Below are 19,814 nucleotides of genomic sequence, written 5' to 3' on the forward strand. Positions count from 1 at the left end.
ACGGGACTCCGCTGATCAGCACGCAAACTTTGGCCTGCGCGGTGGCGACACCGTCGGTTGTCCGCTGAGCACGCGCGCCGGTGACGCGGGCGACCATTCGGGCCCGCGTGGGCCTCATCACAGCAAACTCGCGCGATTAGCAGACATGGCAGGCGGTTCGCTAAGATCGACCCTGGGGCGGGGAAAATACCGGCCGGAAACAGCATGTCGGCGGCGTTGCCGGTCGCCCGCTGCAGCGAATTTACGGCGCTGCCAGTTGGCGGTTAGACTTAACGAAGTTGGCATGTCAGGCGGGTATTGTCATATCGTTTTACGACTTGTCGAGACCGGTTCCAAGCCCCCGTTCAGCGCTGCACGGACGAATCCCTAATCGGACCAGCTCCGCGTGGGGAAAGCCTATCGACAAGACCGAAGGGGCCAAATGGGTCCGAGGCCCGCAACCTCCGGGTTGCGGCCCCGTCGGAGCCGGTCGTAACGGCAGCGAGAATGTTCTGGTGAAGGGGCAGGTGCATATGACGCCCAAGCGCGTCGGGTTATATAACCCCGCGTTCGAGCACGACGCGTGCGGGGTAGCCATGGTCGTCGATATGCACGGCCGTCGTAGCCGCGACATTGTCGACAAGGCGATCACCGCGCTGCTCAACCTCGAGCACCGCGGTGCTCAGGGAGCCGAGCCGCGCAGCGGTGACGGCGCGGGCATCCTGATTCAGGTCCCGGACGCGTTCCTGCGTGAAGTCGTGGATTTCGAGCTGCCCCCTCCCGGGAGCTACGCCACCGGTATCGCGTTTCTGCCGCAGTCGTCCAAGGACGCCGCAGGCGCCTGCGCCGCGGTGGAAAAGATCGCCGAAGCCGAGGGCCTGCAGGTGCTGGGCTGGCGCAACGTGCCCACGGACGACTCGTCGCTAGGAGCGCTGTCGCGAGACGCGATGCCGACCTTCCGGCAAGTGTTCATGACGGGCGCCTCCGGCATGGCGCTGGAGCGCCGCGCCTACGTCATCCGCAAGCGCGCCGAGCACGAACTGGGAACCAAGGGCCCCGGCCAGGACGGGCCGGGCCGCGAAACCGTTTATTTCCCAAGCCTTTCCGGCCAGACCTTCATCTACAAGGGCATGCTCACCACGCCGCAGCTCAAGGCGTTTTACCCTGACCTGCAAGACGATCGGCTGACCAGCGCGCTGGGTGTCGTGCACTCCAGGTTCTCCACCAACACGTTCCCGTCCTGGCCGCTGGCGCACCCGTTCCGGCGCATCGCCCACAACGGTGAGATCAACACCGTCACCGGCAACGAGAATTGGATGCGGGCCCGCGAGGCGTTGATCAAGACCGACGTCTTCGGCGACGACGTCGAGAAGCTTTTCCCGATCTGCACCCCCGGCGCTTCCGACACCGCCCGCTTCGACGAGGTGCTCGAACTGCTGCACCTCGGCGGCCGCAGTCTGGCCCACGCGGTGTTGATGATGATCCCGGAAGCCTGGGAGCGGCACGAGTCGATGGATCCCGCGCGGCGGGCGTTCTATCAATACCACGCCTCCTTGATGGAGCCGTGGGACGGCCCGGCGTCGATGACGTTCACCGACGGCACCATCGTCGGCGCCGTGCTGGACCGAAATGGCTTGCGCCCCTCAAGAATCTGGGTCACCGACGACGGCCTGGTGGTGATGGCTTCCGAGGCCGGCGTGCTGGACCTGGACCCGGCCAAGGTGGTCCGCCGGATGCGGCTGCAGCCCGGCCGGATGTTCCTGGTGGACACCGCCCAGGGCCGCATCGTCGACGACGAGGAGATCAAGGCGGAGCTGGCCGCCGAGCACCCCTATCAGGAGTGGCTCGACAAGGGATTGGTTCCGCTCGACGACCTGCCGGCGGGCAAGTACACCCGGATGCCGCACGAGCGACTGGTCAAGCGGCAGCTAGCTTTTGGCTATACCTACGAGGAACTCAACCTGTTGGTGGCGCCGATGGTCCGCTCCGGCGCCGAGCCGATCGGCTCGATGGGCACCGACACCCCCGTCGCGGTGTTGTCCCAGCGCCCGCGGATGCTTTACGACTACTTCCAGCAGCTCTTCGCACAGGTGACCAACCCGCCGCTGGACGGCATCCGCGAGGAGGTGGTGACCAGCCTGCGGGCCGTCACCGGCGGCGAGGGCGACCTGCTCAACCCGGACGAGCACTCCTGTCATCAGATCGCGTTGCAGCAGCCAATTCTGCGGAACTACGAGCTGGCCAAGCTGATCAACCTCGACCCCGACGACACGGTGAACGGGCGCCCGCACGGCATGCGTTCCAAGGTGATTCGCTGCCTCTATCCGGTCGCCGAGGGTGGCGCCGGGCTGGCCGTCGCACTCGAGGACGTGCGCGGGCAGGCGTCGGCGGCCATCGCCGACGGCGCGCGGGTCATCATCCTGTCCGACCGGGACTCCGACGCGCAGCAGGCGCCCATCCCGTCGCTGCTCGCGGTGGCGGCGGTGCACCACCACCTGGTGCGCGACCGCACGCGCACTCACGTCGGCCTGGTGGTCGAGACCGGTGACGCCCGCGAGGTGCACCACATGGCGGCGCTCGTCGGCTTCGGCGCGGCGGCGATCAACCCCTACCTGGTGTTCGAGTCGATCGAAGACATGCTCGACCGCGGCTTTTTCGACGGGATCGACCGCAACAAGGCCCTGAACAACTACGTCAAGGCCGCCGGCAAGGGCGTGCTGAAAGTCATGTCCAAGATGGGCATTTCGACGGTGGCCTCCTACACCGGCGCTCAGCTGTTCCAGGCCGTCGGCATCTCCGAAGATGTGCTCGACGAATACTTCACCGGGCTGAGCTGCCCGACCGGCGGGATCACCCTGGAGGACATCGCCACCGACGTCGCCGCCCGCCACAAGCTGGCCTACCTCGACCGGCCCGACGAACGCGCCCACCGCGAACTGGAGGTGGGTGGCGAATACCAGTGGCGCCGCGAGGGCGAGTACCACCTCTTCAACCCGGAGACCGTGTTCAAGCTGCAGCACGCCACCCGCACCGGGCAGTACAAGGTTTTCAAGGACTACACCCGGCTCGTCGACGACCAGAGCGAGCGGATGGCGTCTCTGCGCGGCCTGCTCAAGTTCCGCGGCGACGTGCGGCCACCGGTTCCGCTGGACGAAGTGGAGCCCGCCAGCGAGATCGTCAAGCGCTTCTCCACCGGGGCGATGAGCTACGGCTCGATCTCCGCGGAGGCGCACGAGGCGCTGGCCATCGCGATGAATCGGCTGGGCGGCCGGTCCAACAGCGGCGAAGGCGGCGAGGACGTCAGGCGTTTCGAGCGCGACCCGAACGGGGATTGGCGCCGCAGCGCGATCAAGCAGGTCGCCTCCGCCCGGTTCGGGGTGACCTCGCACTACCTGACCAATTGCTCGGACATCCAGATCAAGATGGCCCAGGGCGCCAAACCCGGTGAGGGCGGCCAGCTTCCGGGGCACAAGGTGTACCCGTGGGTGGCCTCGGTCCGGCACTCCACGCCCGGCGTCGGCCTGATCTCACCGCCGCCACATCACGACATCTACTCCATCGAGGACCTGGCGCAGCTGATCCACGACCTGAAGAACGCCAACCCGGCCGCGCGGGTGCACGTCAAGCTGGTCTCCGAAAACGGGGTCGGAACCGTTGCGGCCGGTGTTTCCAAGGCGCACGCCGACGTGGTGCTGATTTCTGGGCACGACGGAGGCACCGGGGCCACCCCGCTGACCTCGATGAAGCACGCGGGCGCCCCCTGGGAACTGGGGCTGGCCGAGACTCAGCAGACATTGCTGCTCAACGGATTACGCGACCGGATCGTGGTCCAGGTGGACGGCCAGCTCAAGACCGGCCGCGACGTGATGATCGCCGCGCTGCTCGGCGCCGAGGAATTCGGCTTCGCCACCGCCCCGCTGGTGGTCTCGGGCTGCATCATGATGCGGGTGTGCCACCTGGACACCTGCCCGGTCGGCGTCGCCACCCAGAACCCGGTGCTGCGCGAGCGGTTCACCGGCAAGCCCGAGTTCGTCGAGAACTTCTTCATGTTCATCGCCGAAGAAGTCCGGGAATACATGGCGCAGTTGGGCTTCCGCACCTTCAACGAGGCCGTCGGGCGGGTGGGATCGCTGGACACCACCCTGGCGCGGGCGCACTGGAAGGCGCACAAGTTGGACCTGACGCCGGTGCTGCACGAGCCGGAGTCGGCGTTCATGAACCAGGATCTGTACTGCAGCTCGCGCCAGGACCACGGCCTGGACAAGGCGCTCGATCAGCAGTTGATCGTGATGAGCCGCGAGGCGCTGGACTCGGGCAAGCCGGTCCGATTCTCCACCACGATCAGCAACGTCAACCGTACGGTGGGCACCATGCTCGGCCACGAGCTGACGAAAGCCTATGGGGCCGAGGGCCTGCCGGATGGAACGATCGACATCACCTTCGACGGATCCGCGGGCAACAGCTTCGGCGCGTTCGTGCCCAGTGGGATCACCCTGCGCGTCTACGGCGACGCCAACGACTACGTCGGCAAGGGCCTGTCCGGCGGACGGATCGTGGTGCGGCCGTCGGACAACGCGCCGCAGGACTACGTCGCCGAGGACAACATCATCGGCGGCAACGTGATCCTGTTCGGTGCCACCCGCGGCGAGGTCTACCTGCGCGGCGTGGTCGGCGAACGCTTCGCGGTGCGCAACTCCGGGGCGCACGCCGTGGTCGAGGGCGTCGGCGATCACGGTTGCGAATACATGACCGGGGGCAAGGTCGTCATCCTGGGCCCCACCGGCCGCAACTTCGCGGCCGGCATGTCCGGCGGTGTGGCCTACGTATACGACCCGGAGGGCGAACTGCCGAAGAACCTCAACACCGAAATGGTGGAGCTGGAAAGCCTCGACGAAGACGACGCTGACTGGCTGCACGGGACCATCCAGGCGCACGTCGATGCAACCGATTCCGCTGTGGGGCAGCGCATCCTGGCCGATTGGTCCAAGCAGCTGCCGTGTTTCGCCAAGGTGATGCCCCGGGACTACAAGCGGGTGCTGCAGGCGATCGCCGAGGCGGAGCGTGACGGCGTGGACGTGGACAAGGCGATCATGGCGGCCGCGCATGGCTGATCCCACCGGCTTCCTGAAATATACGCATCGGGAATTGCCGCAGCGCCGGCCTGTTCCGCTGCGGCTGCGAGACTGGAACGAGGTCTACGAGGACTTCGACGACGTGACCCTGCGCCATCAGGCCACCCGCTGCATGGACTGCGGCATCCCGTTCTGCCACAACGGATGTCCGCTGGGCAACCTGATCCCGGAATGGAACGACCTGGTACGCCGCGACCGTTGGCGCGACGCGATCGAACGGCTGCACGCCACCAACAACTTCCCCGACTTCACCGGCCGGCTGTGTCCGGCGCCGTGCGAGCCGGCGTGTGTGCTGGGCATCAACCAGGATCCGGTGACGATCAAGCAGATCGAGCTCGAGATCATCGATCACGCCTTCGACGAAGGCTTCGTGGTGCCGCTGCCCCCGGACAAGCAGACCGGCAAGAAAGTCGCCGTGGTCGGTTCGGGACCGGCGGGGCTGGCCGCCGCGCAGCAACTCACCCGCGCCGGTCACAGCGTCACCGTCTTCGAGCGCGACGACCGCATCGGCGGGCTGCTGCGCTACGGCATCCCGGAATTCAAGATGGAAAAGCGGGTCCTGGAGCGTCGGCTCGACCAGATGCGGGCCGAGGGGACCGAGTTCCGCGCCGGCGTCAACGTCGGCGTCGACATCACCGCCGACCAACTGCGCGCCGAGTTCGACGCCGTGGTGCTTGCCGGCGGCGCAACGGCCTGGCGCGATCTGCCCGTTCCCGGCCGCGACTTGGACGGTGTCCACCAGGCGATGGAGTTCCTGCCCTGGGCGAACCGCGTCCAGGAGGGCGACGACGTCCTCGGGCCCGATGGCGAGCCGCCAATCACCGCCAAGGGCAAGAAGGTCATCATCATCGGCGGCGGCGACACCGGCGCGGACTGCCTGGGCACCGTGCACCGCCAGGGCGCGATCGCGGTGCACCAGTTCGAGATCATGCCGCGGCCTCCCGAGGAGCGCGCCGCGTCGACCCCGTGGCCGACCTACCCGCTGATGTACCGGGTGTCCGCGGCACACGAAGAGGGCGGCGAGCGGGTGTTCTCGGTCAACACCGAAGAATTTGTCGGCAGGGACGGCCACGTCACGGCGCTCAAGGCGCACGAGGTGACCATGCAAGACGGCAAGTTCGTCAAAGTCGAGGGCTCGGACTTCGAGCTCGAGGCCGATTTGGTGTTGCTGGCGATGGGATTCGTCGGCCCGGAGAGGGCGGGGCTGCTCACCGACCTCGACGTGAAGCTCACCGACCGCGGCAATGTCGCGCGCGGCGCCGAATTCGACACGTCGGTTCCCGGTGTTTTTGTTGCCGGAGACATGGGTCGCGGCCAGTCATTGATCGTTTGGGCGATAGCTGAGGGCAGGGCCGCCGCAGCGGGAGTGGACCGCTATCTGATGGGCTCGACGGCGCTGCCGGCGCCCATCAAGCCGACGGCCGCACCGCTTCAGTAGTCACACCAGCCACACCAGAAACACCGATATATTCATTCGGCGTTTCTGCCTCCGTTTGCCAGCCCGCTGTTGTCTAATTGATTCATTGCGGGCTCGTACGGGGGAGCCCCAGTAGATCGGACCGATCGCAGGAGTGATCACTGTGCATGTCAACCCAGTACCTCGGTCGCGGATGGGGCGAATAGCCTGGTCATGGTTTCGTTACCCGATGAAGAGCCGCGAGTTTCCCGCTAAGAACGAGCGCCTGATCACCGCCGAAGAGCTGGTGCTTTTCGGCGTGTGACCGCTCCCGCCGTCGCACCAGGGGTGCGCGACGGGTTTGCTCGGAACTTACACGTTTGTCATCCGGACGCGACCGTTAGCTGGCCGCGTTCCACAGCCCCGAATCCCGGATCGCCTCCGCCAACGGCTCCAGCACCGCGGGGTCGTGCGGCGGGGAGATGTACACGATGCCGAGATCCAGGCCCTCGGCGGCCAGACCGGCCGCCTCTTCGATGAGCTTCCCGGAGTTGCCGTCCTCGTCCAGACGCAGGTGCGCCGACAGGGTGATCTCCTTCGGGTCGCGCCCGATCTTCTGGCACTCCGCGGCCAGCACGTCGCGCTTGCGCGCGAACACGTCCGGGGGGCCGCCGACGAAGTTCCAGTGCTGGGCATAGCGCGCGGTGATCGGCAGGGTGCGCTTCTCCCCGCTGCCGCCGATGCAGATCGGCGGGTGCGGACGCTGCACGCCCTTAGGCTCGTTGCGGGCGCCCTTGAGCTGGTAGTACTTGCCGTCGAAGTCGGTGGTCTCCTGGCTCAGCAGGCTGGTCAGCACCTCGCAGGCCTCCTCGAACCGGTCGAAGCGCTCTTTGATGGTGCCCAGCTCGATGCCGTAGGCGCCCGACTCCTCTTCGTTCCAGCCGGCGCCGATCCCCAGCTCGAGGCGTCCGTTGGAGATGATGTCGAGCGCGGCGGCCATGTTGGCCAGCACGGCGGGGTGGCGGTAGTGGATGCCGGTGACCAGGGTGCCCAGCCGCAGCCGCTTGGTGGCCTGCGCCAGCGCCGTCAGCGTCGTCCAGCCCTCCAGGCATGGCCCATCGCTGTCGGAGAAGATCGGATAGAAGTGGTCGAAGGTCCACCCGGACTCGTAGACCTCGATGTCGTCGGCGGCCTGCCAGACGGCCAGCATGTCGGCCCAGGTGGTGTTTTGGGGTGAGGTTTTGAACGCGAATCGCATGGAATCGACGTTAGTCGATCTTTATGAAGGGCAACTAAACTCAGCCGGGCGACCAACCACTCCCTCGGATTCGTCAGCAAGCTCACCCTGCTGGCGCCCGGCCTGATCTTCCTGCTCGCGCTGCTCCTCGGGCGTTTGGAAGTACCGGCAGATCACCCGCAGGCCCAAGTCGGCGGCCTGGGCCAGTTGCTTGCCGTCTTCGTCGAACTCAGCGCCTGGCCGGCGTGGGTAAACCTGCGCGTGGCGGCCGTCGTCGTCGGCCAGCTGTTGTGAGGCACAGGCACACTGGAGTCATGGATCCGGTAACGGCTCTGCGGGAGATCGCCTACTACAAAGACCGCAGCCGCCACGACCCCAGGCGGGTGATGGCCTACCGCAACGCTGCCGACATCATCGAGGATCTTGACGACGCCGCCCGCGAGCGGCACGGCCAGGCCAACAGCTGGCAGACGATCCCGGGGATCGGGCCCAAGACCGCGAAGGTGATCGACCAGGCCTGGTCCGGCCGCGAACCCGACCTCCTCGTCGAATTGCGTGCCGCCGCGACCGACCTCGGCGGCGGCGACATCCGGTCGGCGCTGCGCGGGGACCTGCACCTGCATTCGAACTGGTCGGACGGGTCGGCGCCGATCGACGAGATGATGGCGACCGCGTCCGCGCTGGGCCACGAGTATTGCGCCATGACCGACCACTCGCCGCGGCTGACGATCGCCAACGGGCTCTCGCCGGAGCGGTTGCGCAAGCAGCTCGACGTCATCGACGGTTTGCGCGAGCAGTTCGCGCCGCTGCGCATCCTCACCGGCATCGAGGTGGACATCCTCGAGGACGGCAGCCTGGACCAGGAGCCCGAGCTGCTCGAGCGCCTCGACGTCGTGGTGGCCAGCGTCCATTCGAAGCTGTCGATGGATTCGGCGGGGATGACGCGGCGCATGGTGCGCGCCGTCTCCAACCCGCACGCCGACGTGCTGGGTCACTGCACCGGCCGGCTGGTCTCCGGCGGCCGCGGCATCCGGCCCGAATCGAAGTTCGACGCCGAGGCGGTGTTCACCGCCTGCCGCGAGCACGGGACGGCGGTGGAGATCAATTCCCGCCCCGAGCGCCGTGACCCGCCGACGCGGCTGCTCAAGCTGGCGCTGGAGATCGGCTGCGTGTTCAGCATCGACACCGACGCGCACGCGCCCGGGCAGCTGGACTTCCTCGGCTACGGCGCCCAGCGCGCGCTGGACGCCGGCGTGCCGGTGGACCGGATCGTCAACACGTGGCCGGCCGACAAGCTGCTGGAGTGGACCGGCTCGAGCTAAAGGTCGCGAGTTCATCAACAGCCGGCACCTCCTGGCGCAGTGCGAAGTCCGCTTCGCTCAGCCCGCCGGTGCGTTGGCAAGGCGAAAGATGCCGGCCGATCCGCAGGTTGAGTCCATGACGTTGCAACACGAGGCTGAGCCGGCGAAGGTGCTGCTCCCGGCCGAGATCGCCGGGGAACGGGACCCAGACGTCGGCCCGCGAGCGGATAGCCATGCCGACCGCGGCGACAACCTCGTCCGCCTCGGTGAGGTCGCTCCGCGAGCTGACTTCGTCGGGGGTGAACGTGATGATGTTGACGATCGCAATACCGTGGTCTGCGGCGCTGTGTGTGTGCATGGCGTGTTCGCGGCCGGTTTCATGGTCGCCGAGCACGATCACGCCGTGGGTCTCGATCCCGTCCTCATCATCATCGTCGTGGTGGTGCGCCAAGACGGCTGCCTCCTGTCTGTGACCGAGCTGGCCACGGTGGACTTGTTCGTTGTCGATGAGGCCTCGGGGGGCCGCCGATCACAAGAGGCCGGCACGCTCCAACCGGCGGCGGCAGCGCGTGCACGTCACAGCGTTGAGGTCGTCATGGCGGCGCCGGCGGATGACGCGCAGCGAGTTGGTGATGCTGCAGAGCGCCCAGCGGGATACCACCGACCGCTGAGGGTGGTGCTTGACGGCGGCGGCGTGGACACGGGTGCCCCCGCGGACATCGACGGCCTCGTAGGTGATGGTGGGGATGGCGGCCCGCGCGCCCGTGGTGGTGCTCCCCACCCCGGTGTTCTCGATTAGCACGGTCAGGTCGTCACCGAGATCGTGCGCCGCCACTTCGCCGGGGCTGGGCACCGGGATTGTGAACGTCATGGAACCGGTCATGGGCATCTTCCTTCTTGTCGTGGGACCTGCGCCCCGATACGCGTCAACCCTACCAGATTACGTAGAAAATCTTGCGTATCACGCCCTACGACGTTGAAAATATGTGATAGCATGGATACGGATCGCCGAAAATATCGGCAATACGCTAGAAAGGCATAGTAATGGAGTCCACCGACAACCCGACGGGCACGCCCGTCGGTAATCCCAACCCAAATGCCAATCCGCCGGCGCGTCCTCAGTTCGGGCGCGTTGCGCTCCCGGCCATCGGCTACTTCCAGGGGAACCGGCGGATGGTCACCACGGTGATGACGCCGGTCACGCTCGTCGACCAAGCCGGCCCGCGGGAGGCGTGGGACCCGTTGCACGGGACAGGCACCAACAGGAAAGAGGACGTGAACCACCGCAAGGGCATCGCCACCTACATCGAGGAGCACGAGGACTACGTGATCGGCGCGATCCTCGCCTACCTCGATCCCATCGACGCGGAGTTCATCCCCGACGATCCGAACGACGACGGGAGCCCCACCATCGGAACCCTGTGGTACCGGCCGGGAGCCAAGATCGTCATCGGCGACGGCGGCCACCGGACCTCCGCGTTCGGCGACGTCATCACTGCTCACCGGGAGATCGCCGACGACGTGTTCAACCGGATGGCCCGCAACGGCCAGCCGCTGATCATCGTGCTTGACGGCGACCGCACCAACCGGGCGCGCGACTTCGTCACCTTGCAGAACAACTCGAAGCCGCTGAACCAGTCCATCGCTCAGTCGATGAACCAGGAGAACGAGCTGAACAAGGCGCTGTTGGAGCACGTCATCAAGGGCAACGCCGTGCCGATCTTCGACGGCGGTAACCGGGTGGAGTTCCTGACGGACTCGCCGGGCAAGCTGTCCGCGAAGTTCGCCAGCTACAAGACCGTCAGGTACGCCTCCGGCACGCTGCTCGTGGGCACCGGCCACCGAACGAGCAAGGGCTGGGATGAGGCTGTCGTTATCGCCATGGCCCGCGCGGAGTCGGGGGAACGCGACCCGGTCAATGACCTGGTGGAGTTCTGGAAGGGCTACGGCAATCTGCCGGCCGTCGCGGCCGCGCAGGCGACCGAGAAGGGTGTGGCGCTGCTGCGCGCCGACACCTGGTTGACGAGCGCCAACGTGCTCTACGCGATCGCGGCCGCGGTGCACCGGGTCCGCCAGAGCAGGGTCTCGATCGCCGAGGCTTTCCAGGCGCTCGCTCTGTTCGACTTCTCGCGGACCAGTACGGCGCTGTACGGCACCCTGGTCGAGCCGCCGACCAAGAAGGAGGACGGTACGTTCACCAAGCCGGCCAGCCGCACGGGCCGCGAGGCGTGGGAGAGCGCCGCGCAGGTGCTTGCCGACTTCATCCTCGCTCACCGGCCGGGTAGCGACGACCATCACCCCGATGCGGCCGAGGCCGCTCTGGCGGGGGCCAATTCGGCCTAACCCAGCCTCATCTCACTGGCGCCCTGCTTGTCCTTGCAAGCAGGGCATCAGTGCGTTCTGGGCCCGAAATGGCGGCCGGGCCTGACTGGGTGGGTGCCGTGGATCGGGGCTGCAGTCCCCGGCAGAGCAACTTTCGAACGCGCGGATGGGGGACCCTCGACTGGGTGCAAATCTATGTATTGGAGTAGCCCAATGGGGACATTCCCTCCGCCACCGGTCGAGGCCTCTTGTCGGTAATCGAGGAGGCGAAGTTCCACCGCGCCGCGCTTCGTACGACCGCCGCGACCGACGAAGCACTCGACCTCCGCGGGAGCGCCCTCCGAGGCCATGAGTCGCTCGTCCTGGCGCGCAGGCGTCAGCGCCGCGAAAGCGAATGTGGGTGGCCCGCGCGATCCCGTCAGTCGGGGAGGTGCGGCATCTCGAGGCCGGGGTCGCGGCCGACGAGCACCGCGGGCGTGAGCGCTGACTTGCCGTAACGGTGGCGCACCCGGTCGATAGCCGCGTCAAGGTCATCGGCGGCCAGCTCGCCTCTGGCCTCGCCGAACGGCAGCATCAGCTGCTGCGCGCCGCTGCGGTCGATGCCTGACACCGCGAAGCCGACCAGCGTCAGCCCGCGCTGCGCGATCAGCGGCGCGGCCGAGGCGACCAGCTGGCGGGCGGCGGTCAGGATGGGCTGGGTCGCCGAGGTGGCCCACGGCAACGTCCGTGACCGGGTCGCCCGCCCGAAGTCGTCGAACCGCAGGCGCAGCACCACCGTGCGACCGGTGCGACCGGCGGTGCGCATTCGGCCGGTGATCCGGTCGATCAGGGTGACCACCACCGCGTCGACCTCGGTGGCCGACATGCGGTTTCCGGCACGGCCCAACGCCCGCTGTGCGCCCACCGAACGGCGGCGTACGCCGGTGGTCACGCGGCGGCGGTCGATGTTGCGCGACAGCGCGTACAGCTGTCGGCCCATGGCCGCCCCGAGCAGCGAGGCCAGCGTCGACTCGCTGAGCTCGGCGACGTCGGCGACGGTCGCGAGGCCGTGGGCGTGCAGCTTCTCGGCGGTCACCGCGCCGACGCCCCACAACCGGCGCACCGGCAACGGACGCAGGAAGGCCAGCTCCTGGTCGGGCGGCACCAGCAGCAGCCCGTCGGGCTTGGCCTCCTGGCTGGCGACCTTGGCGAGGAATTTCGTGCGGGCGACCCCGACGGTGATCGGCAGGCCGACGCGGTCGCGGACGTCGGCGCGCAGCCGCTCGGCGATTTCGACCGGCGTGCCCGAGACCCGGCGCAGGCCCGCCACGTCGAGGAAGGCCTCATCGACCGACAGCGGCTCAACGATCGGCGTGCAGTCGCGAAACACCTCGAACACCGCGTCGCTGGCGTGGGTGTAGGCGCCCATCCGGGGTGGGACGACGATGGCGTGGGGGCACAGCCGCCGGGCCTGCGCCCCGCCCATGGCGGTGCGCACCCCGTAGGCCTTGGCTTCGTAGCTGGCCGCGAGCACCACGCCGCCCCCGACGATCACCGGCCTGCCGCGCAACGTGGGGTCGTCGCGCTGTTCGACGGACGCATAGAAGGAGTCCAGGTCCGCATGCAGGATGGACGCGTCGCACCGCACGAACATATGTTCGCACAGGGCTATGACTGTTAGCCAGATTCGCCGTAGATGCTGGCGACCCAGATGTGCGTGAGGGTGTCGACGACCCGGTCCTGGTCGACCGCGGGCGTCGCGGCCGACAGCGCGGCCATCATGGTGCGCTCGTTCATCTGGTTCAGCGAGGTCGCCAGGTCCGCGGCCGCAATGGTCTCCGGCGCGGCACCACGAGCCCGTTCCGCGATGATCATGGCCGTGGTCTGGTCGATCCATTTCTGCATGTAGTCCGACCACACCGACCGCAGCTCCGAACTCGAGGCCAGCGCCTCGGTGGCGGCCCGAGCCAGCGCGCGATTCGACGCGAAGGCCGTGAAGAACGCCTTGATGCCGTTGCGCCAGACCCGGCGCGGGTCCGCAGGCAGCCGCTGGATCGCGCCGTCGAACTCGGAGTCGGCTCGCGCGATCACCGGCTCCAGCAGCGAGAGGACCACCGCCTCCTTGGATTTGAAATAGAAGTAGAACGTCGGTCGCGAAAGGCCGGCGCCCTTGGCCAGGTCGTCGACCGAAATGGCGCCGAATCCCCGCTCCTCGAGCAGGCGCTCGGCGGTCGCCAGAATCGCCTGCTCGCGGTCGTCGCCGGAGGGGCGGATGGCGCGGCGGCCTCGGAGGGCGCGGGTCTGGCCGGCGGTTGTCACGGCCGCTACTTTACACGGCGTTGAGAGTTTCGACAGCCCGTTGACTCGCTCGACAGTGTGTTGATACCGTGGGCCCATGACTGAGCACCTCGACGTCGTCATCGTCGGCGCAGGCATCTCCGGCGTGAGCGCGGCCTGGCACCTGCAGGACCGCTGTCCGACCAAGAGCTACGCCATCCTCGAACGCCGCGACGACCTGGGCGGCACGTGGGACCTGTTCAAGTACCCGGGCATCCGGTCGGACTCGGACATGTTCACCCTCGGGTTCCGGTTCAAGCCCTGGCGTTCGGCGAAGTCGATCGCCGACGGCGACTCGATCAAGACCTACATCAGAGAAGCCGCGGCCGAGAACGGGATCGACCGGCACATCCGCTACCGGCACCGGGTCCTGGCCGCGGATTGGTCCGACGCCGACAATCGCTGGACGGTGACCGTGGAGAACGACGGCCAGCGGAGCGAGATCACCTGTTCGTTCCTGTTCGCCTGCACCGGCTACTACAACTACGACCAGGGCTATTCGCCCACGTTCGCCGGCGCGGACGACTTCGAGGGCACCATCGTCCATCCGCAGCACTGGCCGGAGGACCTCGACTATGCGGGCAAGAAGATCATCGTCATCGGATCCGGCGCCACCGCGATCACCCTGATCCCGGCCCTGGTGAACTCCGGTTCGGGCCACGTGACGATGCTGCAGCGCTCACCGACCTACATCGGCTCGCTGCCCGGGGTCGACCCCTTTGCCGTGCGGGCCAACCGGCTGCTGCCGGACCGCCTCGCGCACATCGCGAATCGCTGGAAAGCCATCGCGTTCAGCACGCTTCAGTACCAGCTTTCGCGGAAGCGCCCCGCCTACATGCGCAAGACGCTGATGACGATGGCGCAGCGGCGCCTGCCCAAGGGTTATGACGTCGAGAAGCACTTCGGGCCGAAGTACAACGTGTGGGACCAGCGGCTGTGCCTGGCGCCCGACGGGGACTTCTTCCGGACCATCCGGCACGGCAAGGCCGACGTCGTCACCGACACCATCGACCGGTTCACCAAGACCGGCATCCGGCTCACCTCCGGTGAGGAGTTGCAGGCCGACATCATCATCACCGCAACGGGTTTGAACATGCAGCTACTCGGCGGCGTGCAGCCGACCCGGAACGGGCAGTCCTTCGATCTGACGTCGCTGATGACCTACAAGGGCTGCATGTTCTCCAGGGTCCCCAACTTCGCCATCACCTTCGGATATACGAACGCGTCGTGGACGCTGAAGGCCGACCTGGTGTCCGAATTCGTCTGCCGGCTGCTGAACTACATGGACGCCAAGGGTTTTGACACCGTGGAGCCGCAGCATCCGGGCGATGACGTGGACGAATTGCCGTTCATGGACTTTAACCCGGGCTATTTCCAGCGCTCGATGCACATGCTGCCCAAGTCGGGTTCGCGCGCGCCGTGGCGGCTCAAGCAGAACTATATGTTCGACATGCGGACGATCCGGCGCGGGAGGATCGACGACGAGGGTTTGCAGTTCGCGAAAAAGCCTGCGCCGGTGGCAGTTTAACGGTCAGACGACAACGATACCGTCGTCGTCGCTGTAGGCGATTTCGTCCGGCACGAACGTCACCCCGCCCAGGCTCAGCTCGACGTCGCGTTCCCCGGCCCCGGTCTTGGCGCTCTTGCGCGGGTTGGTGCCCAGCGCCTTGATGCCGATGTCGATGCCGCGCAGTGCCGCGGCGTCGCGCACCGCACCGTGGACCACCAGCCCCGCCCAGCCGTTGGAACGCGCCAGCTCGGCGATGACGTCACCGACCAGCGCGGTGTGCAGCGAGCCCGCGCCGTCGATCACCAGTACCCCACCGTCACCCGGGCTCGAAAGCACCGACTTCAGCAGCGCGTTGTCCTGGAAGCAGCGCACGGTGGTGATCGGCCCGGCAAATTCGGAGCGGCCGCCGAACTGACGGAATTGGAGATCGCAGCTGCGGACGTCGGGCCCGATGTCGTCGACGAGGTCGGCGGTGGGCCGGAAGGATACGGCCACCTCAGCGGCGCCGCAGCTGGCGGATCAGCAGGATGGCCAAGAGGCTGACGGCCAGCGCAATCGCCCACGGCGTGGGGAACATGCTCGATTCGGGCGCCGGCACGGCGGGTAAGACGGGGTTCGGGGCGGCCTCGACGGTCGACTTCGCTTGTGCGGCAGCGTCTTTGGCGGCCGCGGCGAGCTGACCGTTGGCTTCGATTCGCTGCTGCATGTCGAGAGCCGGTTCAGGAGTGCTGGCGGGGGCCTTCTTAGCGGGTGCCTTTTTCGCCGGGGCCTTTTTGGCGGGTGCCTTTTTCGCCGGGGCCTTTTTGGCGGGTGCTTTCTTCGCAGGTGCCTTTTTGGCGGCCTTGGCGGGCGGCTTCTTCTCCGGCGGGGTCGCTGCGCCCTCGGGTTCGCCGTTGGGTTGGTCCTGCGGGTCTGCCATGCGGCCGCTCCTTTGCAGCGTTCTCCGTGATTGCGAGCACCGGTTGCTTGGATCCCATCATGCCAGGAGGGGTGGTGCCGCCTCGGCGAGCGGGTCGTCAGCGCCGGCGCCGCAGCGCCCACAAGCCGGCGGCCGCGACGAGCGCCAGCGTCACCGCGACGAACGGCCACACCGGCAGGCGGTCGCCGGCCTGGGTGCCGGTGGCGGCGGGCCCCGGTGTGCCGGTGCCGGGGACGGTGAGTCGAAACGACCAAAACCCGGACACCACGTGGCCGTCCGCTGACGTCACGCGGTAGTTGACCGTGTAGGTGCCGGCCGGCCCGAGGGGTCGCAAGCCGACGCCGACCACCGCACCCTGGACCGTCGGCTCCCCGGTGGACCACACGTTGCCGTCGGGTCCGACGACCGTCATGGCCGCGAACGTGGTCTGCAATCGCTCGTTGAACGTCGCGCTCACCCGGTCTGGCCCGGTCGCGACAACGCCATTGTCGGCGGGCTCGGCGGACACCCGCGCGGCGTGCGCCGACGCCACCTGGGCGGTCAGGATCGCGGTCACCAGCATCGCGGCCAGCAGCAGCCCCGCCCCGGCGGCCACCGCCCGGCTCCTCATGCCCGTCGGCGGATCAGCGCGACGCCGAGGCCGACAACGGCCACCGCCAGAGCCGCCCCGGCCAGGACGCGGGCGGTGTTGTCCGATGATTTCGACTGCGGCGGAGCGGCGTGCGCGTGCGGTGACGGCGGCCCGGCGGCGAGGGTCAGCATGGGCGCCGGGTGTTCGGGCTCACCGCCGCCGGGCAGCGGCGGCTGGTCCCATTTGATGACGGCCCCGTCGGAATAGGTCTGGGTGGCCGGGAAGCTGACCGTGTCGGTGTCGGGCAGCTGCACCGAAATGCGGAACAGCGCGAATTGATCCACGCCGATGCCGGCGTTGGGCGCCGCGGTCCAGGTCACGGAGCGGACAGAGCCCGACGCCGCGTCGCGGTCCAGCTTGGCCGTCCACCCCGGCATCGACTCGGCGCTGGCCGAGGCCACGTTGGGCAGGGCGATGGTCAGTGACGTGGTCGCCGCACCCGTGTTCGATTCGTTGGGCACCTGGAAGGTGACGATCGCGCTCGTGCCGCGCGCGGGGTTATCGCTGGTCACATGGACGTGCGCCCACGCCGCCGGGCTGGTCGCTGCCGATCCCAGATAGAGCGCGACCGCCGCGGCCACTGGGATCAGGACGCGCGAAATCCGCTGGCTCTGCAATGACATGGGATCTCCCGTCGCAGCGGTCAGGTCAGTCCGAGGCGGGCCATCAGGTCCGCCTCGATGCCGTCGAGCTGCGACGAGATCGCGGCGTGGGCCGCCCGGCGCCGTGCCGCCGGCATGTTCTCTGCGGCGGTGACGGCGGCCGACAGATCGCTGAGCCGCTCGGTGATGGCGGAGACGAACTGTCGCGTCTCGGCGTCCTTGGGCTTCTTTTCTTGCACCAACCGCAACGACTTTTCCGCCCCGGCGATCCGAGCCGACAATTCGGCGCCCTGCCCGGAAAACTGGCCGATCTGCGCGAGCGGAATCCCGAGCTGATCGGCGCGCCGCTGGTCGATCATCGAACGGGCGGCCATGGCCGCGCGGTAGATCAACGGCGTAAGGATCGGGGCCAGCAGCCGAGCCACCGTCAGCCCGCGGCGGATCCGGGTCGGCGACAGCAGCTTGCCTTCTCGCGCCGCCTTGAGCTCGGCCTCGGCGACCTTCAGCGCCGTGCGGTCGCTGTCCCGCTGCGATTTGAGCTGCGCCTTGAGGGCCTTTTCCGCGGCGCGCCGCTCGGCCTTGAGCCGGCGGGTGTCATTCTTGGCGGCCAGCTTGGCCTCGAGTTTGGCGCGGGCCTTGATCGCGCGGGCCTCGGCGCGACGCGTCGCGCGACTCTTTCGCTTGCCGAACAGGCCCATTCCCGGCCGCCTCCCGGTATCTCGTGAATTTTCGCCGGCGCGTGCGCACGATCCCGAGAGCCAACCCTAATCGGCATGGGCTGGCCGCAACCGTTCAGGTCGGGATGTATCCCGCCTACGCGTCGACGCGCTCGGAGCGGCGCAGTTCGTCGACGCGCTCCGCGATCTCCTGCCGGGCCTGCGGGGACAACTCGGCAGCGCCCAGCGCTATGCGGCGCACGCCGTCGTCGCGCATCGTGGCCAGCCAGACCAGCTCCTTGTCGAGCTTTTCGTAGTACTCGTCGTCGGTGAAGTAGGCCGGCTTGATGCGGAAGAAGTTGGCCAGGGCGGCCATGGTGGCCGCCGATGGGTTGGTGCGGTTGCCCGAACGTAGCTGGGACAGGTAGGGAGCCGACATCGTGATGCCCTCCGCCTTGAGCGCCGCGATCACCTCCGCTGAGGTGTGCGGCCCGCGTCCGGGTGGATACACCGTCTCGAACAAGCGGTTCAGGCGGGCGGCGAACGTCGTGCTCATCGATAAGACCTCCACTGGGCTGTAGAAGTGAACTATTGCCTGGGTGTATTTGCTGATCATGGTAGCGGGGGTTTGGGGCCGCAACCAGGTGCAAACACCTGGGCGTTCAACACCTCCGTTGCTGAAGCTTGCCAAACCCCCACTTGACGAGCGTCTAACTAATTCGCTGAAGTGTCCACTAAATTAGCGAACTTCACAGGTTATCCGCAGAATTCGGTGTCGCCGCGACGGTGGCGGGCCGCCGAGCTCAGGCGCGGCCAGCCGATCCTAGCGAGGGTGCTGGGCAGTCGCACCGCAACCGGCAGGCAACGCGGAGTTCGCGGCGACATCATTTGCTGTCAGGTTTCTAACACGCGTACAAAACGGGCCAAGGGTGCACATAATCGGCCGCGGCGATACCTCCGGAGCGAATGCGGGGCACGGCGGTGTGCGGGAAGGGGGCGCCGACGGGCGCCTAGGCGATGTCCGGTGGCCTCCCGGCGATCGCGGCTTCTTTCCGGCGCCGTCGCAGAGTTTGCGCGGCCGCCGTGATCGCGGCCGTCAGCGCCACCGCCGCGGTCACGGCGACGGCAACAGAACGCAGCCCCAGCGCGGTGTCGAACAGCATCCACAGGCCGAAGATCAGGAACAGCAGGCTGGCCAGCGTGTGCAGCAGCTTGGCGGGCAGGCGCTGGTGGAGCAGGGTCCCCGCGCCGATCGCCAAGCCGTCGGCCAACACCATGCCCAGGGTCGAGCCGATCCACACGCCGGTCCAGTCGTGATTGCTTGCCAGCGTGACCGTGGCCAGCGATGTCTTGTCGCTCATCTCGGCGAGCACGAAGGACGACACCACGGTGAGTAACGCGAATCGGGGTTCGCGATCGGTGGCGACCGTCTCCTCGTCGGCGGTCCCTTCGCGCCAGGCCCACACCGCGAAAACCAGGAACGCGGCCGCCGACGCGAAGGCCATCGGACGGGCCGGCAGCGTGGTGCCGAGGAAGTGGCCGACAGACACCGAGACGCCGTGCACCAGGAACGCCGCAATCGCCACCCCGGACAGCACCACCCACCACCGGTAGCGCAGGGCAAAGGTCATGGTGATGAGCTGGGACCTGTCGCCGAGTTCGGCGAGGAAGACCACCCCGAGGGTGAGCAACGTTGCGGCGAACATGGGAGGCGACCTTTCGACACGTCGTCGGTGACATCTGGGACCATCCGGTGTCACCGAACATCGGTCGAAGGTCTCGCCCACCGGTCCGCTGGGACAGGTTCGCCGGC

The 19,814-nt window shown here is 67.6% G+C and carries 18 protein-coding genes; 6 read left to right on the forward strand and 12 right to left on the reverse strand.

All coding sequences use genetic code 11. The annotated features are described in order from the left end of the window. Positions 1 to 512 precede the first annotated feature (512 nt). Both gltB and A5764_RS17905 read left to right on the forward strand, forming a co-directional pair. Positions 513 to 5,090 carry a glutamate synthase large subunit gene (gltB, locus tag A5764_RS17900; protein ID WP_067114970.1) on the forward strand — a complete coding sequence of 1,526 codons (4,578 nt, stop codon included), beginning with the start codon at positions 513 to 515 and terminating at the stop codon, positions 5,088 to 5,090. Next, positions 5,083 to 6,549: a glutamate synthase subunit beta gene (locus tag A5764_RS17905; RefSeq protein ID WP_067114972.1), complete on the forward strand. Its 1,467-nt coding sequence runs from the start codon at positions 5,083 to 5,085 to the stop codon at positions 6,547 to 6,549. Before gltB ends, A5764_RS17905 begins: the two co-directional genes overlap by 8 nt. A 358-nt stretch (positions 6,550 to 6,907) precedes the next feature. Here A5764_RS17905 and A5764_RS17910 read toward each other — a convergent pair whose 3' ends face one another. Then, positions 6,908 to 7,765: an LLM class F420-dependent oxidoreductase gene (locus A5764_RS17910; RefSeq protein WP_067114974.1), complete on the reverse strand. Its 858-nt coding sequence runs from the start codon at positions 7,763 to 7,765 to the stop codon at positions 6,908 to 6,910. Between the two features lie 135 nt (positions 7,766 to 7,900). Between A5764_RS17910 and A5764_RS28455 the strand changes: the two genes are divergently transcribed. Together A5764_RS28455 and A5764_RS17915 are read left to right on the forward strand one after the other, a co-directional pair. Next, a complete protein-coding gene (locus tag A5764_RS28455) occupies positions 7,901 to 8,038 on the forward strand; it encodes a hypothetical protein (protein ID WP_156664740.1) in 138 nt (45 codons plus the stop codon). Positions 8,039 to 8,058: 20 nt separating this feature from the next. Next, positions 8,059 to 9,066: a PHP domain-containing protein gene (locus A5764_RS17915; protein ID WP_067114976.1), complete on the forward strand. Its 1,008-nt coding sequence runs from the start codon at positions 8,059 to 8,061 to the stop codon at positions 9,064 to 9,066. Here the strand turns inward: A5764_RS17915 and A5764_RS28935 are convergent. Further along, positions 9,017 to 9,496: a hypothetical protein gene (locus A5764_RS28935; RefSeq protein WP_197501602.1), complete on the reverse strand. Its 480-nt coding sequence runs from the start codon at positions 9,494 to 9,496 to the stop codon at positions 9,017 to 9,019. The two genes, A5764_RS17915 and A5764_RS28935, sit on opposite strands and share 50 nt — an antisense overlap. 78 nt (positions 9,497 to 9,574) lie before the next feature. Next, a complete protein-coding gene (locus tag A5764_RS17925; RefSeq protein WP_067114978.1) occupies positions 9,575 to 9,928 on the reverse strand; it encodes a hypothetical protein in 354 nt (117 codons plus the stop codon). A 161-nt stretch (positions 9,929 to 10,089) separates the two neighbouring features. Here A5764_RS17925 and A5764_RS17930 point away from each other — a divergent pair, with 161 nt between their 5' ends. Continuing rightward, complete coding sequence (locus A5764_RS17930; RefSeq protein ID WP_067114980.1) at positions 10,090 to 11,388, forward strand: DNA sulfur modification protein DndB; 1,299 nt, start codon at positions 10,090 to 10,092, stop codon at positions 11,386 to 11,388. Positions 11,389 to 11,785: 397 nt separating this feature from the next. On the opposite strand, the gene dinB is transcribed toward A5764_RS17930, so the two are convergent. Further along, the gene (gene dinB / locus A5764_RS17935) at positions 11,786 to 13,000 is read right to left on the reverse strand and encodes a DNA polymerase IV (protein ID WP_067114982.1); all 1,215 of its coding nucleotides are present in this window, start codon (positions 12,998 to 13,000) and stop codon (positions 11,786 to 11,788) included. Positions 13,001 to 13,023: 23 nt separating this feature from the next. Beyond that, a complete protein-coding gene (locus A5764_RS17940; RefSeq protein WP_067114984.1) occupies positions 13,024 to 13,665 on the reverse strand; it encodes a TetR/AcrR family transcriptional regulator in 642 nt (213 codons plus the stop codon). A 76-nt stretch (positions 13,666 to 13,741) separates the two neighbouring features. Here A5764_RS17940 and A5764_RS17945 point away from each other — a divergent pair, with 76 nt between their 5' ends. Beyond that, positions 13,742 to 15,211: an NAD(P)/FAD-dependent oxidoreductase gene (locus A5764_RS17945; RefSeq protein WP_067114986.1), complete on the forward strand. Its 1,470-nt coding sequence runs from the start codon at positions 13,742 to 13,744 to the stop codon at positions 15,209 to 15,211. 3 nt (positions 15,212 to 15,214) lie between these two features. On the opposite strand, the gene rraA is transcribed toward A5764_RS17945, so the two are convergent. The 7 genes from rraA to A5764_RS17980 all read right to left on the reverse strand — a co-directional run bounded on the left by rraA (position 15,215) and on the right by A5764_RS17980 (position 19,707). Continuing rightward, on the reverse strand, positions 15,215 to 15,688 hold the full coding sequence (rraA, locus tag A5764_RS17950; RefSeq protein ID WP_067114988.1) for a ribonuclease E activity regulator RraA: 474 nt from the start codon (positions 15,686 to 15,688) through the stop codon (positions 15,215 to 15,217). A gap of 1 nt (position 15,689) precedes the next feature. Continuing rightward, entirely contained in the window at positions 15,690 to 16,112 is a 423-nt protein-coding gene (locus A5764_RS29865) for a nucleoid-structuring protein H-NS (protein ID WP_067114990.1), read from the reverse strand. Between the two features lie 97 nt (positions 16,113 to 16,209). Then, positions 16,210 to 16,722 carry a copper resistance CopC family protein gene (locus A5764_RS17960; protein WP_067114992.1) on the reverse strand — a complete coding sequence of 171 codons (513 nt, stop codon included), beginning with the start codon at positions 16,720 to 16,722 and terminating at the stop codon, positions 16,210 to 16,212. Beyond that, a complete protein-coding gene (locus A5764_RS17965) occupies positions 16,719 to 17,366 on the reverse strand; it encodes a YcnI family protein (RefSeq protein ID WP_067114994.1) in 648 nt (215 codons plus the stop codon). Before A5764_RS17965 ends, A5764_RS17960 begins: the two co-directional genes overlap by 4 nt. A 20-nt stretch (positions 17,367 to 17,386) precedes the next feature. After that, positions 17,387 to 18,043, reverse strand: coding sequence for a DUF6474 family protein (locus tag A5764_RS17970; protein ID WP_067114996.1), 657 nt, complete (start codon positions 18,041 to 18,043; stop codon positions 17,387 to 17,389). 115 nt (positions 18,044 to 18,158) lie between these two features. Then, the gene (locus A5764_RS17975) at positions 18,159 to 18,557 is read right to left on the reverse strand and encodes a helix-turn-helix transcriptional regulator (protein ID WP_067115035.1); all 399 of its coding nucleotides are present in this window, start codon (positions 18,555 to 18,557) and stop codon (positions 18,159 to 18,161) included. 454 nt (positions 18,558 to 19,011) lie between these two features. After that, positions 19,012 to 19,707 carry a TMEM165/GDT1 family protein gene (locus A5764_RS17980; RefSeq protein ID WP_067114999.1) on the reverse strand — a complete coding sequence of 232 codons (696 nt, stop codon included), beginning with the start codon at positions 19,705 to 19,707 and terminating at the stop codon, positions 19,012 to 19,014. Between the last annotated feature and the right edge of the window lie 107 nt (positions 19,708 to 19,814).

The sequence above is a fragment of the Mycobacterium sp. 852002-51057_SCH5723018 genome, from assembly GCF_001667035.1.
GTDB lineage: Bacteria > Actinomycetota > Actinomycetes > Mycobacteriales > Mycobacteriaceae > Mycobacterium.

Excerpts from the sequence above, each read along its gene's own strand:
- gltB (WP_067114970.1), top strand. The coding sequence starts at position 513 with ATGACGCCCAAGCGCGTCGGGTTATATAACCCCGCGTTCGAGCACGAC.
- A5764_RS17905 (WP_067114972.1), top strand. The coding sequence starts at position 5,083 with ATGGCTGATCCCACCGGCTTCCTGAAATATACGCATCGGGAATTGCCG.
- A5764_RS17910 (WP_067114974.1), bottom strand. The coding sequence starts at position 7,765 with ATGCGATTCGCGTTCAAAACCTCACCCCAAAACACCACCTGGGCCGAC.
- A5764_RS17915 (WP_067114976.1), top strand. The coding sequence starts at position 8,059 with ATGGATCCGGTAACGGCTCTGCGGGAGATCGCCTACTACAAAGACCGC.
- A5764_RS17925 (WP_067114978.1), bottom strand. The coding sequence starts at position 9,928 with ATGACCGGTTCCATGACGTTCACAATCCCGGTGCCCAGCCCCGGCGAA.
- A5764_RS17930 (WP_067114980.1), top strand. The coding sequence starts at position 10,090 with ATGGAGTCCACCGACAACCCGACGGGCACGCCCGTCGGTAATCCCAAC.
- dinB (WP_067114982.1), bottom strand. The coding sequence starts at position 13,000 with ATGTTCGTGCGGTGCGACGCGTCCATCCTGCATGCGGACCTGGACTCC.
- A5764_RS17945 (WP_067114986.1), top strand. The coding sequence starts at position 13,742 with ATGACTGAGCACCTCGACGTCGTCATCGTCGGCGCAGGCATCTCCGGC.
- A5764_RS29865 (WP_067114990.1), bottom strand. The coding sequence starts at position 16,112 with ATGGCAGACCCGCAGGACCAACCCAACGGCGAACCCGAGGGCGCAGCG.
- A5764_RS17960 (WP_067114992.1), bottom strand. The coding sequence starts at position 16,722 with ATGAGGAGCCGGGCGGTGGCCGCCGGGGCGGGGCTGCTGCTGGCCGCG.
- A5764_RS17965 (WP_067114994.1), bottom strand. The coding sequence starts at position 17,366 with ATGTCATTGCAGAGCCAGCGGATTTCGCGCGTCCTGATCCCAGTGGCC.
- A5764_RS17970 (WP_067114996.1), bottom strand. The coding sequence starts at position 18,043 with ATGGGCCTGTTCGGCAAGCGAAAGAGTCGCGCGACGCGTCGCGCCGAG.
- A5764_RS17975 (WP_067115035.1), bottom strand. The coding sequence starts at position 18,557 with ATGAGCACGACGTTCGCCGCCCGCCTGAACCGCTTGTTCGAGACGGTG.
- A5764_RS17980 (WP_067114999.1), bottom strand. The coding sequence starts at position 19,707 with ATGTTCGCCGCAACGTTGCTCACCCTCGGGGTGGTCTTCCTCGCCGAA.